Below are 12,921 nucleotides of genomic sequence, written 5' to 3'. Positions count from 1 at the left end.
ACGGCATCAGAAGAAGACCACGTAGACCGCAGCTGCGACGATGAAGCGGTAGATAGCGAACGGAATAAACGAAATACGTTTAATCAGCTGCAGGAAGGTTTTGATGGCCACCAGCGCCACCAGGAAGGCCATCACAAACCCGACGGCAAACATCGGGATATCCCCGACGGTCAGGAAGTGCCAGCTCTTGTAGAGATCCAGCACCGTCGCGCCCATCATCATCGGCACCGCCAGCAGGAAAGAGAACTCCGACGCCGCATAGCGGCTCACGCCGACCAGCATACCGCCGGAAATGGTCGCCCCCGAGCGGGAGAAGCCCGGCCACAGCGCCAGACACTGGAAGCAGCCAATCATAAACGCCTGACGATACGTCATATCATCCACGCCAACCGCGCGCGGCACCTTCGGCTTCAGGCATTCCGCGGCAATCAGCAGGATACCGCCGACCACCAGCGCATACATCACGTTAATCGGGTTAAATAACGATTTGATGGCGTCGTGGAACACCAGCCCCAGCAACACCGCCGGGATCATCCCGAGCAGAATATGAATGAGCGACAAACGACCCGAGCCTTCGCCTTCGTGTACCGGAGGACGGCCAAAGTGAATGCCAATCAGGCCAAACAGCCGACGCCAGAACATCACTACCACCGCGAGGATCGAACCCAGTTGGATCACCACCTCAAACGTCTTCGCCGTATCACCTTCAAAGCCCAGCAGATGGCCGACGATAATCATGTGGCCTGTGCTGGAGACGGGCAGAAACTCAGTCAATCCCTCGACCACACCCAGAATAGCCGCCACCAGCAGCGAGTGCATATCGCTCATTAAATAAACCCTTAAAAAGTAAACAATAAAATAAACCCGGCACTAAGACCGGTATAAATCATTTTGGTTTAAGTTATATGACGAATAATGAGTTTAATTAGGATTATGGCCACGCTGAATGATCACGCCCACGTTGGCGGCACGCGCCACGGCCCCCGGCTTACTCACCTTAATGCGTACCCACGGTGAGTGAAAGCGTGACATCAGCAGGTCGGCAATCTCTTCCGCGACGCGCTCTACCAGCGCGAAACGGCTACCTTCAACGTGCTCCACCACCGCTTCACTGATATCCGCATAGCTCAGGCAGTCCTCGACGTTGTCGCTGGCGGCGGCTTTACGGTTGTCCCAGCCTAATTCGATATCGAACACCAGCTTCTGCTCAATGGTTTGTTCCCAGTCATAAACACCGATAGTGGTGATTACCGAAAGTTGCTCTATAAATACAATATCCATCACGACCTGCTTGGTTTTAGGCTAAACCGGATACCACTTCCGGCGAATTATGCGTATTATCCACAGATGCAGAGAATACTTCGACATTTTCAAAATGGAACAGCGTTATGAGTGCAATCGAGCCTGGAATGATCCTCCTTGCCTACCTTTGCGGCTCAATTTCCAGCGCCATTCTGGTCTGCCGCATCGCGGGGTTGCCTGACCCTCGCACCAGTGGTTCCGGTAATCCCGGCGCTACGAATGTCTTACGCATCGGCGGCAAGGGTGCTGCCGTAGCCGTCCTGGTTTTCGACATCCTGAAAGGGATGCTGCCCGTCTGGGGCGCTTATGCCCTTGGCTTTACCCCCTTCTGGCTTGGGCTGGTCGCGATCGCCGCCTGTCTGGGCCATATCTGGCCGGTTTTCTTCCATTTTCAGGGAGGAAAAGGCGTGGCGACCGCGTTCGGCGCAATTGCCCCTATCGGCTGGGATCTGACCGGCGTGATGGCCGGAACCTGGCTTCTGACGATTCTACTGAGCGGCTATTCGTCGCTGGGCGCCATCGTCAGCGCGCTGGTCGCGCCGTTCTACGTCTGGTGGTTCAAGCCCCAGTACACCTTCCCGGTATCGATGCTGTCGTGCCTCATTCTGCTGCGTCATCATGACAACATTCAGCGTTTATGGCGACGGCAGGAGACGAAAATCTGGACGCGCCTGAAAAAGCGCAAACGCAAAGACGCCGAATAACACGCACAAAAAAGCCCTCTTCAGGAGGGCTTTTTATCACGAGCCTCGGCCAGAGAATCAGGCGGCAGGCAGCTCCGCCAGCGGCCAGCGTGGACGCACGGTCACGCCCAGCGATTCATTGACGCCCGTTTTCAGACGCACCATGCCCGCATAGGCAATCATCGCGCCGTTATCGGTGCAGAACTCCGGACGCGCGTAGAACACTTCGCCGCCGCGTTTTTGCATCATCGTCGCCAGCTTCGCGCGCAGCGTACGGTTAGCGCTTACGCCGCCCGCCATCACCAGACGCTTAAAGCCGGTTTGATCCAGCGCGCGTTTGCACTTGATCATCAGCGTATCCACCACCGCATCTTCAAAGGCGCGGGCGATATCGGCACGCGTTTGATCGTCATCGCCGTTATTGCGGATAGTATTTGCCGCAAAGGTTTTCAGGCCGGAGAAGCTAAAATCCAGCCCCGGACGATCGGTCATCGGACGCGGGAACACAAAGCGCCCTTCCGTGCCCTGCGAAGCCAGCTTCGACAGCATTGGGCCGCCGGGATAATCCAGACCGAGCAGCTTGGCGGTTTTATCAAAAGCTTCCCCCGCCGCATCGTCAATTGACTCGCCCAGCAGGGTGTACTCACCGATGCCGGTGACGCTAATCAGCTGCGTATGGCCGCCGGACACCAGCAGCGCCACAAACGGATATTCCGGCGGATTATCTTCCAGCATCGGCGCCAGCAGATGGCCTTCCATATGGTGTACCGGAATGGCCGGCACGTTCCAGGCAAACGCCAGCGAACGTCCTACCGTTGCGCCGACCAGCAGCGCGCCAACCAGACCCGGACCGGCGGTATAGGCCACCGCGTCGATATCTTTGGCCGTCAGGTTCGCTTCCGTTAAGGCCGCCTGAATCAGGGGAACCGTTTTACGCACGTGGTCACGCGACGCCAGCTCAGGCACCACGCCGCCGTAGTCAGCGTGCAATTTCACCTGACTATACAACTGGTTGGCTAACAGACCTTTTTCGTCGTCATAAATTGCGATGCCGGTTTCATCGCAGGATGTTTCAATACCCAGTACACGCATGGCTAGATTTACCTCGTTTCAATACCGCGCAGTGTAGGTTTTCTGTCCCGGCTTGTAAAACATTGTTCGCCCCAGCAGGCAGCCTCGTGTATACTCCTCACCCTTAAAAAGTCCCGTTCAAAAACGCGTCGGCGCTTTACAAAGCAACAGCAATTGCAGTAAAATTCCGCACCATTTTGAAATAAGCTGGCGTTGATGCCAGCGGCAAACCGAATTTATTAAAGGTGAGAGTTACATGCCGGTAATTAAAGTACGTGAAAACGAGCCGTTCGACGTAGCACTGCGTCGCTTCAAGCGTTCCTGTGAAAAAGCGGGTGTTCTGGCGGAAGTTCGTCGTCGTGAGTTCTATGAAAAACCGACTACCGAACGTAAGCGCGCTAAAGCTTCTGCAGTGAAACGTCACGCGAAGAAACTGGCTCGCGAAAACGCACGCCGTACTCGTCTGTACTAATCTCTTGAGGGCATCGGCTCTCAGGTTACAGACCGAGTTGTAGTTGCAAGGCCGTGCTTCCGAAAGGAATGCGCGGCTTGTTTTCGTTTATAAATCAGCATTTACACAAAATCATTCATGCTGTATCACAAAACGCGTTAGCGTTTTGAACAGCGCTAGCGCTGGCCCCGAAGGGGCGAGGCTGCAAGCCGAGTAACGCGGCAAGTGAGTGAGTCCCCGGAGCTGACATAAGTCAGTGACAGGGGTGAACGAACGCGGCCAACGCAGAGACAGTTTGAAGGATGAAGTGTAAATAAACGGGGCCTATGGCTGGACGAATCCCACGCGTATTTATTAATGATCTGCTGGCACGCACCGACATCATCGATCTGATCGATGCGCGGGTGAAGCTGAAAAAGCAGGGCAAAAATTACCATGCGTGCTGTCCGTTCCATAACGAGAAAACCCCCTCTTTCACCGTGAACGGTGATAAGCAGTTTTACCACTGCTTCGGCTGCGGCGCGCACGGCAATGCCATCGACTTTTTGATGAACTACGACAAGCTCGAGTTCGTTGAAACCGTTGAAGAACTGGCGGCCATGCACAACCTTGAAGTGCCGTACGAAGCCGGAACAGGTCTTAGCCAGATAGAGCGTCACCAGCGTCAGAATCTCTATCAGCTAATGGAAGGGTTAAATGATTTTTATCAGCAATCCTTCACCCAACCCATTGCCGAGCCAGCACGCCAGTACCTGGAGCAACGCGGCCTGAGTGCCGAGATTGTCCAGCAGTTTGCTATTGGTTTTGCGCCGCCGGGCTGGGATAACGCCTTAAAACGTTTCGGCGGCAATGTCGACAACAGGAAGCTGCTGCTCGATGCCGGAATGCTGGTCAATAACGACCAGGGAAGAACCTACGACCGTTTCCGCAATCGCGTGATGTTCCCGATTCGCGATAAACGAGGCCGGGTGATTGGTTTTGGTGGCCGCGTACTCGGTAACGATACGCCAAAATACCTCAACTCCCCGGAAACCGATATTTTCCATAAAGGTCGCCAGCTGTATGGCCTTTATGAAGCCCAGCAGCACAACGCTGAACCACCGCGTCTGCTGGTTGTCGAAGGGTATATGGATGTTGTCGCGCTGGCGCAATACGGTATTCACTACGCCGTTGCCTCGCTGGGTACGTCAACCACGGCGGATCACATCCATATGTTATTCCGTGCGACAAACAACGTGATTTGCTGTTACGACGGCGACCGCGCGGGCCGCGACGCTGCATGGCGTGCGCTGGAAACCGCAATGCCATACATGACCGACGGTCGTCAGCTACGCTTTATGTTCCTGCCCGATGGTGAAGACCCGGACACGCTGGTACGTAAAGAGGGTAAAGAGGCCTTTGAAGCACGGATGGAGCACGCACAACCGCTCTCCGCCTTCTTATTTAACAGTCTCTTACCGCAGGTTGATTTAAGTTCGCCAGACGGCAGTACGCAGCTCGCCGCGCTGGCGCTGCCGCTGATAAACCAGGTGCCTGGCGACGCGCACCGTATTCAACTGCGCCAGACGCTGGGGCTGAAGCTGGGCATCTTTGACGATGCGGCGCTTGATCGTTTAATGCCAAAACAGGCAGAAAGTGGCGTAGTACGCCCGCCTCAGCAGATAAAACAGACGCCTATGCGTATACTGATAGGACTACTGGTGCAAAACCCAAATCTGGCGCCACTCGTACCTCCTATGCATGGGCTGGCTCAGGCGAAGCTACCCGGGCTCAACCTGTTCACTGAACTGGTCAACCTGTGTGTTGCCCAACCGGGCCTGACAACGGGCCAGCTGTTAGAGAATTATCGCGGGGCAAGTGAATACTCAACACTTGAAAAACTCTCAACCTGGAACGATATAAAGGATGAGAATGTTGAAAAAATGTTCACCGACACGCTAAACCGAATTTTTGATTCAATGCTTGAACAGCGACAGGAAGAGTTGATAGCTCGCGATCGCACGCACGGTTTGAGCAGTGAAGAGCGCAGGGAATTCTGGGAAATCAGACAGGCCCTGGAAAAAAAATGAATTTAACGGCTTAACTGCCGAATACCTATCGGGAAGCCCCCGACAGCCGCCCGAGGCGCAGCGGCACTAATATAAGTACGCCCTCGCTTTAAATGTCGGCGGTTCGTTCGCCGACCGACACCAATCAAATGAATTAAGTGTGGATACCGTCTTATGGAGCAAAACCCGCAGTCACAGCTCAAGCTTCTTGTCCAACGTGGTAAGGAGCAAGGCTATCTGACCTATGCCGAGGTCAATGACCATCTGCCGGAAGATATCGTCGATTCAGATCAGATCGAAGACATCATCCAAATGATCAACGACATGGGTATTCAGGTGATGGAAGAAGCACCGGATGCCGATGATCTGTTGCTGGCTGAAACCTCCAACAACACTGATGAAGACGCAGAAGAAGCGGCTGCACAGGTTCTGTCCAGCGTGGAATCTGAAATCGGGCGTACAACCGACCCGGTGCGCATGTACATGCGCGAAATGGGTACCGTAGAACTGCTGACCCGCGAAGGCGAAATTGACATCGCCAAACGTATTGAAGACGGGATTAACCAGGTACAGTGCTCCGTTGCCGAATACCCGGAAGCCATCACCTATCTGCTGGAACAATACGATCGCGTTGAAGCGGAAGAAGCCCGTCTGTCCGACCTGATCACCGGTTTCGTCGACCCGAACGCCGAAGAAGATATGGCGCCAACCGCCACGCACGTTGGTTCCGAACTGTCTCAGGAAGAGATGGACGACGACGATGAAGACGAAGACGACGACAGCGACGACAACAGCGACGACGACAACAGCATCGACCCAGAGCTGGCGCGTGAGAAGTTCGCCGAACTGCGTACACAGTACGAAGTCACTCGCGACACCATCAAAGCCAAAGGCCGTAGCCACGCTGCCGCTCAGGAAGAGATTCTGAAGCTGTCTGAAGTATTCAAACAGTTCCGTCTGGTACCGAAACAGTTCGACTACCTGGTGAACAGCATGCGTGTGATGATGGATCGCGTGCGTACCCAGGAACGTATCATCATGAAGATGTGCGTAGAACAGTGCAAAATGCCGAAGAAAAACTTCATCACCCTGTTCACCGGCAACGAAACCAGCGAAACCTGGTTCAACGCGGCTATCGCGATGAACAAGCCATGGTCTGAAAAACTCCACGACGTGGCAGAAGATGTACAGCGCAGCCTGCAGAAACTGCAGCAGATTGAAGAAGAAACCGGCCTGACCATCGAGCAGGTTAAAGATATCAACCGTCGCATGTCCATCGGCGAAGCGAAAGCCCGCCGTGCGAAGAAAGAGATGGTTGAAGCGAACTTACGTCTGGTTATCTCTATCGCCAAAAAATACACCAACCGTGGTCTGCAGTTCCTGGATCTGATTCAGGAAGGCAACATCGGTCTGATGAAAGCGGTTGATAAGTTTGAATACCGTCGTGGTTACAAGTTCTCCACCTACGCAACCTGGTGGATCCGTCAGGCGATCACCCGCTCTATCGCCGACCAGGCGCGTACCATCCGTATCCCGGTGCATATGATTGAGACCATCAACAAGCTCAACCGTATTTCCCGTCAGATGCTGCAAGAGATGGGCCGCGAGCCGACGCCGGAAGAGCTGGCTGAACGCATGCTGATGCCGGAAGACAAGATCCGTAAAGTGCTGAAGATTGCCAAAGAACCTATCTCCATGGAAACGCCGATCGGCGACGATGAAGATTCGCATCTGGGTGATTTCATCGAGGATACCACCCTCGAGCTGCCGCTGGACTCAGCCACCACCGAGAGCCTGCGCGCCGCCACCCACGACGTTCTGGCTGGCCTGACCGCCCGTGAAGCGAAAGTGCTGCGTATGCGTTTCGGTATCGATATGAACACCGACCACACGCTGGAAGAAGTGGGTAAACAGTTCGACGTGACCCGCGAACGTATCCGTCAGATCGAAGCGAAGGCGCTGCGTAAACTGCGCCACCCGAGCCGCTCTGAAGTGCTGCGTAGCTTCCTGGACGATTAATCGCCCCGGTAAAAACGTAAAAAGCTCCCTTTTGGGAGCTTTTTTTTGCCTGTTCCCCGCGCCGGAACGGTAGGCCGGATAAGGCGTTTACGCCGCCATCCGGCAATCTGCACGGGGTCTGCCGGATGGCGCTATGTTTATCCGGCCTACAGGCCTCGCGCCTTCAGCGCCACGTCCAGCTCCTGATACGCCTCAACCAGCTTATCCAACGTAATCCGGCTCAATCCACTCGGGTTCGGTAACACCCATACCTCTGTCTCACCAATCCTGTACGTCTGCTTTCCCCACGTCGCCCCGCGCTGCCCTAAACCGCGCTCAAAGGCTTGCTTGCCCAGTACCGCCAGCGCAGCAGGTTTATAGTGTTCAACCTTATCAATCAGCGCCTGGCCGCCGCTACGCAGCTCCTGCAACGTCACCTCCGTGGCCTGTACCGTCGGGCGCTCAACCAGCTTGGTCACGCCGCAGCGAAATGTCAGCATCTGCGCCGCCTCTTCCGGCTTCAGCTGGCGATCGGTAAACCCCGCCAGATGCAGCACCTTCCAGAAGCGATTTGCTGGATGGGCAAAAGGATAGCCCAGCGAAGACGACGACAGCCCCGGGTTAATACCACAAAACAATACCCGCAGCTCTGAATCGATAATGTCCTTAACCATAATATCCTCGACCTATACATCGTGAGACGAGTATAACGAATTGAAAATGCGTTGTTTATAAAAACAGCATGTGCACGCTTAGCGCTGGATTGGCGGCCGTTGTTACATTATAATCGTCGGCTAATTGGCCCCTTAGCTCAGTGGTTAGAGCAGGCGACTCATAATCGCTTGGTCGTTGGTTCAAACCCAACAGGGGCCACCAAATTTAAGCAGCAAATACATACTGTTAGGCCACTCTCGCGAGTGGCCTTTTTGTTGTCTCGTTTTCGAGTGGCAATAAAATGGCGGTGGTTTTTTACCGCCATTTTGCTGAGGGCATAAAAAACCCGCACGCGGCGGACAGTTAGCGAAAATTTATCAATGAGGCCGCCCTAAAAGACCGGCAAAGAAAAAGAGGCCAATGATGATTCATCGGCCTCTTTTTTATAATCTCAGCACGCGCCTTAACGCGCAATCATCGGCATCACCACGCTTTTCAGCACTTTATCCGCACCGTATCGCGTCAGATGCTGTGGGTCTTTGTAGTAAATATGCGCACTCTCCGCAAAACGGCAGCTCGCCGTGTCACACAACGCGTCTTTCAGGCTGGCGAATTCAGCATTTAGCTTCGTCGACACTTTACCGATCAGCGCCGCGCTGGCATCAGGCTCAACGCTATCGTGCCCCACCACCTCGCACATTCCGGCGCTCTGCGGGTTCGCATAGGCAAACGCCCGGCTAAAGCAGCGCATCACGCGTTTGGGTGGGGAAAAACTCATCATCGGCACATCGCCCAGCACAATGACCCGCTTACCCATATTCTGCAAACGCGTGATGGTCTCGGTTAGCCCCTGCTGCAGCGCCTGAGCTGGGCCTAATGACGGCGTCGTTTCAGACTGCCAGGGGGCTTTTCCCGCCATCAAACCGGACTGCCAGAACCCCGTAAGAATCACCGTCGATATCTGTTTATCCTGCGCCAGATAGTTGTCGACATCGAGCTTGAATGCCCGACACTGCGCGTCATGCAGCGGCCAGCCGTCGGCAAGGCGATACACGCCGAACAGCGGCGCACAGGATGATTTCGCGAAAATGACCGGCGTCAGATGACGGTCGTGCGCCAGCTTACGAAACGCCGCGGCCAGCGCCCCGGCATGGCTATCGCCAATCAGCGCAATTTTCTCCTGCGCCTCGCCACCGGTACAGCGAGGGGTTCCGGTCAGGAGAATATTGCCGTATGACGTCATGCAACTATCTTCCGCCTCTTCTATCTCCAACTGCATCCGGGCAAAATCGTCTGGCCAGCGGGCCGGAAAACCTTTTTGCAGCCAGGTGGTGGCAAAGACCAGCGTCAGCAGCCCCATCACCATCCCGTAGCGCCAGAATACGCGGGATGGCGGCAGCTGCGCCGCCCGAAAAGGTTTCTCGATGAGGTAGTAGCTTATCGTCGCCAACAGGAAAGAAAGCGCAATCAGCAATACGCGCATCCCGTTCCCCGGCTCCGCTTCACACAGATAGTGATAAAGGCTGATAACCGGCCAATGCCACAGGTAGAGTGAATAGGATATGAGCCCAATAAAACGCAGCGGTTTCAAGGTCAACACACGGCGGTTGAAAAGCGCCGTTTGCCCATCCAGCAGCAACACGGCCCCCATCACCACGGGCAGCGCTCCCAGGCCCGGGAAAGAGGTCTGCGCGTCGTAAAAAAACGCACACCAGGCAATGAGTAAAACACCCACGGCAGATTTCAGGTTATCAACCTTTGCCGAGAATGCCGCGGGAAAGTGGGTATGGGCCATTCCCAACAACGCCCCGGCAAAAAGCTCCCAGGCGCGAAACGGCGTCAAAAACCATGCGCTATGCGGAATTTGCAAGGTTCCGGCGGCAGCAATGGCAAAACAGAGCAGCGTGACGCTGCCCATCAGTAAAAAAGAGAGTTTTTTATCAAAACGCGTCAAAACAAGAATCAGCAGCGGCGCGAGAAAGTAGAACTGTTCTTCCACGCCCAATGACCAGGTCATCAATAAAGGATTATGCTCGGCGCTGGGGCTGAAATAGTCGATGGAATTCCAGAGCGTAACGTTAGATACCGACAGCAGCGTCGCCGCGGCATCGCGGCCTAATTTCCTGAAATCGGCGGGCGTCGAGATAAAAAACATCACCAGCCAGACCGCAATCACGACGGCGATCAGCGCGGGAAGAATTCGCTTTATGCGGCGAACATAAAACTGCCCCCACGAAAAATGGCCCGCAAGCTTACTTTGATAAATATGGCCGCCAATGAGATATCCCGAAATGACAAAGAAAACATCGACGCCCACAAATCCACCGGGGAATCCCAGCCCAAAGTGAAAGAGCACCACAAGGAGTACGGCGAGCGCGCGCAGCCCATCGATATCGGCACGATATTTAACGGTAGGGTTCATATTTATCTCTGGATACAGGGGAGTAAAAGCTAAAAGCATCATTCATATGATGATGTTTTTAATTATATTTTTATTAAATTCGGTCTTTCTTAGCGGAATTATAAAAGGGGGAAGATGATGGCTCAAGGAAGGCCAAACGTTTTCAGATTAATTGCAGCCAGCCCGAAATCGCTTATAGAGAAAAAATATGCAGATAAACAACAGACTTTGCGCTCCCACCGTCAAAGCGAGAGCGCCGACTTAGGGTTTATACCAGCGCACGAAGCTCTTCGCGCATATAATCGGAGAAGTATTCCGGGTTTTTAATCAGCATGTGTTCACCGGAGTTAACCTTGTCGGCCCAGCCAGCAACCTTCTGAGTGAATCCGGCATTCCAGCCTTCGCGGTCACCGCGCGCCGTAATGTCGGCCGCACTCGCGGGTACGCCCAGCTCTTTCAAATATTTCAGAATTCCCTTCGCTGTACTTTCGTCCATAGACTGTGGCACCGGCTCAGACGTATTCATACCACCAATAAAATCCAACGCTTTATCAATGACTGCTGGCATATTCTTGTCCTTAAATTAACCACGTAGTAAACAAGTCTATACTATGGACTGGAATCGAGCGGGATTTCAAAGAAACCGCTCACGTTCTTGCATTTTTTCGTGAGCTGTCACTCTTTTGGCCGCCGTTTGCGCAAAAAAAAGCCGGTGCATCGGCACCGGCTGGTTATGTTGTAACGGCTATCAGGCGTTGGCCGTCGGGTTCTGCTCCGCGCTGGATTTGCTGTTTTCCAGCATCCGGCGTACCGGAACAATCAGCACGCACAATACGGCCGCACAGATCAGCAGCGCGATAGAACAGCGGGCGAACAGATCCGGCAGCATATCCAACTGGTCGGCCTTCACGTGGCCGCCAATCAGGCCAGCGGCCAGGTTACCCAACGCGCTGGCGCAGAACCACAGCCCCATCATCTGGCCGCGCATTCTTTCCGGCGCCAGCAGCGTCATGGTCGCCAGACCAATCGGGCTCAGGCACAGCTCGCCGAGCGTCAGCATCAGAATGCTCCCCACCAGCCACATTGGCGAAACGCCAGCACCGCCGTTGCTCAGCACATTCTGCGCCGCCATCATCATCAGGCCAAAGCCTGCTGCCGCGCACAGAATACCGATCACGAACTTGGTGATACTGCCCGGACGCACGTTCTTACGCGCCAGCGCAGGCCACGCCCAGCTGAAGACCGGAGCGAGCAGGATAATAAACAGGGCGTTAATTGACTGGAACCACACCGCCGGGATCTCAAAATCACCGATCATGCGGTTGGTGTAGTCGTTGGCGAACAGGTTGAAGGAAGTGGGTTTCTGCTCAAAGGCGGACCAGAAGAACGCAGCGGAAACCAGCAGAATAAAGCACACCAGAAGGCGCGCGCGTTCTTTACGGCTCAGGCCCGCAAAGGCGAACAGATAAATAAAGTACAGCGCTACCGACGCCGCAATCACGTACACCAACACGCTCGCAACGGCCACCGGGTTAATCACGATCACGCCCTGTGCAATCAGGGTGATAACTACCGCGACGCCCAGCGCCAGCGCCAGCAGCCACGCGCCAACGCCGTTCTTTTTCACCACCGGGCTGTTCCAGGTGGAGTCCAGCCCTACTTCGCTGTCGTAGCGCTTCATCGCCGGTACGGCGAACACGCGGAAGATAACCAGCGCGACCAGCATCCCGATACCACCGATACCAAAGCCCCAGTGCCAGCCGTGTGATTTAATCAGCCAGCCGGAAATCAGCGGCGCGATAAACGACCCCATGTTGATACCCATATAAAACAGGGAGAAGCCGCCATCGCGACGGGCATCGCCTTTTTTATACAGTGTGCCGACCATCACCGAAATACAGGTTTTAAACAGACCCGACCCCAGTACGATAAACATCAGGCCGATAAAGAACAGGTTGTCGCCCATAAACGCAGACAGCGCGATAGACAGGTGCCCCAGCGCAATCAGAATGGAACCGTACCACACCGCTTTTTGCTGGCCGAGCCAGTTATCCGCCAGCCAACCGCCCGGCAGCGCCGCCAGGTACATGGTACCTGCGAAGATACCAACAATCGCCGACGCGTTTTCACGCGCTAATCCCATACCGCCGTCATAGACTGTAGCGGCCATAAACAGGATCAGTAACGGGCGAATGCCGTAAAACGAGAAGCGCTCCCACATTTCGGTAAAGAACAGCGACCCCAACGGATAGGGGTGACCGAAAAAGGTTCGGCTTTCGTTTTTATTAACAGTGGAATGCATAGTTTCTCCAG

11 protein-coding genes and 1 tRNA gene are annotated in these 12,921 nt (G+C 54.6%); 5 read left to right on the top strand and 7 right to left on the bottom strand.

The window, feature by feature from the left end; all coding sequences use genetic code 11:
• Positions 1 to 6: 6 nt before the first annotated feature.
• Entirely contained in the window at positions 7 to 828 is an 822-nt protein-coding gene (bacA, locus tag ABTW00_RS03275; RefSeq protein ID WP_433638812.1) for an undecaprenyl-diphosphate phosphatase, read from the bottom strand.
• A gap of 93 nt (positions 829 to 921) precedes the next feature.
• Positions 922 to 1,281 (bottom strand): bifunctional dihydroneopterin aldolase/7,8-dihydroneopterin epimerase, encoded by a 360-nt coding sequence (folB, locus tag ABTW00_RS03270; RefSeq protein WP_064542273.1) that lies wholly within the window; start codon positions 1,279 to 1,281, stop codon positions 922 to 924.
• Positions 1,282 to 1,388: 107 nt separating this feature from the next.
• Between folB and plsY the strand changes: the two genes are divergently transcribed.
• Complete coding sequence (gene plsY, locus ABTW00_RS03265; protein WP_064542270.1) at positions 1,389 to 2,006, top strand: glycerol-3-phosphate 1-O-acyltransferase PlsY; 618 nt, start codon at positions 1,389 to 1,391, stop codon at positions 2,004 to 2,006.
• Positions 2,007 to 2,063: 57 nt separating this feature from the next.
• Here plsY and tsaD read toward each other — a convergent pair whose 3' ends face one another.
• Positions 2,064 to 3,077 (bottom strand): tRNA (adenosine(37)-N6)-threonylcarbamoyltransferase complex transferase subunit TsaD, encoded by a 1,014-nt coding sequence (gene tsaD, locus ABTW00_RS03260; protein WP_433638808.1) that lies wholly within the window; start codon positions 3,075 to 3,077, stop codon positions 2,064 to 2,066.
• 235 nt (positions 3,078 to 3,312) lie between these two features.
• Here tsaD and rpsU point away from each other — a divergent pair, with 235 nt between their 5' ends.
• From rpsU to rpoD, 3 genes are all read left to right on the top strand, one after another.
• Complete coding sequence (rpsU, locus tag ABTW00_RS03255) at positions 3,313 to 3,528, top strand: 30S ribosomal protein S21 (RefSeq protein ID WP_001144069.1); 216 nt, start codon at positions 3,313 to 3,315, stop codon at positions 3,526 to 3,528.
• Between the two features lie 305 nt (positions 3,529 to 3,833).
• The gene (gene dnaG / locus ABTW00_RS03250; RefSeq protein WP_064542263.1) at positions 3,834 to 5,576 is read left to right on the top strand and encodes a DNA primase; all 1,743 of its coding nucleotides are present in this window, start codon (positions 3,834 to 3,836) and stop codon (positions 5,574 to 5,576) included.
• 153 nt (positions 5,577 to 5,729) lie between these two features.
• Positions 5,730 to 7,574, top strand: coding sequence for an RNA polymerase sigma factor RpoD (gene rpoD, locus ABTW00_RS03245; RefSeq protein WP_271447192.1), 1,845 nt, complete (start codon positions 5,730 to 5,732; stop codon positions 7,572 to 7,574).
• A 146-nt stretch (positions 7,575 to 7,720) separates the two neighbouring features.
• On the opposite strand, the gene mug is transcribed toward rpoD, so the two are convergent.
• Positions 7,721 to 8,227: a G/U mismatch-specific DNA glycosylase gene (gene mug, locus ABTW00_RS03240; protein ID WP_064542257.1), complete on the bottom strand. Its 507-nt coding sequence runs from the start codon at positions 8,225 to 8,227 to the stop codon at positions 7,721 to 7,723.
• A gap of 126 nt (positions 8,228 to 8,353) precedes the next feature.
• On the opposite strand from mug, the gene ABTW00_RS03235 reads away from it, so the two are divergent.
• Positions 8,354 to 8,429: transfer RNA gene (locus tag ABTW00_RS03235), tRNA-Ile, on the top strand.
• Between the two features lie 241 nt (positions 8,430 to 8,670).
• Here ABTW00_RS03235 and ABTW00_RS03230 read toward each other — a convergent pair.
• The 3 genes from ABTW00_RS03230 to ABTW00_RS03220 all read right to left on the bottom strand — a co-directional run bounded on the left by ABTW00_RS03230 (position 8,671) and on the right by ABTW00_RS03220 (position 12,910).
• Entirely contained in the window at positions 8,671 to 10,629 is a 1,959-nt protein-coding gene (locus ABTW00_RS03230) for an acyltransferase family protein (RefSeq protein WP_433638804.1), read from the bottom strand.
• Positions 10,630 to 10,876: 247 nt separating this feature from the next.
• On the bottom strand, positions 10,877 to 11,176 hold the full coding sequence (locus tag ABTW00_RS03225) for a DUF1889 family protein (RefSeq protein WP_064542200.1): 300 nt from the start codon (positions 11,174 to 11,176) through the stop codon (positions 10,877 to 10,879).
• Between the two features lie 180 nt (positions 11,177 to 11,356).
• Entirely contained in the window at positions 11,357 to 12,910 is a 1,554-nt protein-coding gene (locus tag ABTW00_RS03220) for a peptide MFS transporter (RefSeq protein WP_065356096.1), read from the bottom strand.
• Positions 12,911 to 12,921 lie beyond the last annotated feature (11 nt).

It is taken from the genome of Kluyvera georgiana, from assembly GCF_050990895.1.
Taxonomy (GTDB): domain Bacteria; phylum Pseudomonadota; class Gammaproteobacteria; order Enterobacterales; family Enterobacteriaceae; genus Kluyvera; species Kluyvera georgiana.
Note: the sequence above shows the minus strand (reverse complement) of the source record. Positions and strands in the feature narration are given on the sequence as shown.

Bases quoted from the DNA above. Each gene is read 5' to 3' on its own strand.
- rpoD (WP_271447192.1), top strand. From the start codon at position 5,730: ATGGAGCAAAACCCGCAGTCACAGCTCAAGCTTCTTGTCCAACGTGGT.
- dnaG (WP_064542263.1), top strand. From the start codon at position 3,834: ATGGCTGGACGAATCCCACGCGTATTTATTAATGATCTGCTGGCACGC.
- ABTW00_RS03220 (WP_065356096.1), bottom strand. From the start codon at position 12,910: ATGCATTCCACTGTTAATAAAAACGAAAGCCGAACCTTTTTCGGTCAC.
- ABTW00_RS03225 (WP_064542200.1), bottom strand. From the start codon at position 11,176: ATGCCAGCAGTCATTGATAAAGCGTTGGATTTTATTGGTGGTATGAAT.
- ABTW00_RS03230 (WP_433638804.1), bottom strand. From the start codon at position 10,629: ATGAACCCTACCGTTAAATATCGTGCCGATATCGATGGGCTGCGCGCG.
- plsY (WP_064542270.1), top strand. From the start codon at position 1,389: ATGAGTGCAATCGAGCCTGGAATGATCCTCCTTGCCTACCTTTGCGGC.
- mug (WP_064542257.1), bottom strand. From the start codon at position 8,227: ATGGTTAAGGACATTATCGATTCAGAGCTGCGGGTATTGTTTTGTGGT.
- rpsU (WP_001144069.1), top strand. From the start codon at position 3,313: ATGCCGGTAATTAAAGTACGTGAAAACGAGCCGTTCGACGTAGCACTG.
- bacA (WP_433638812.1), bottom strand. From the start codon at position 828: ATGAGCGATATGCACTCGCTGCTGGTGGCGGCTATTCTGGGTGTGGTC.
- folB (WP_064542273.1), bottom strand. From the start codon at position 1,281: ATGGATATTGTATTTATAGAGCAACTTTCGGTAATCACCACTATCGGT.
- tsaD (WP_433638808.1), bottom strand. From the start codon at position 3,077: ATGCGTGTACTGGGTATTGAAACATCCTGCGATGAAACCGGCATCGCA.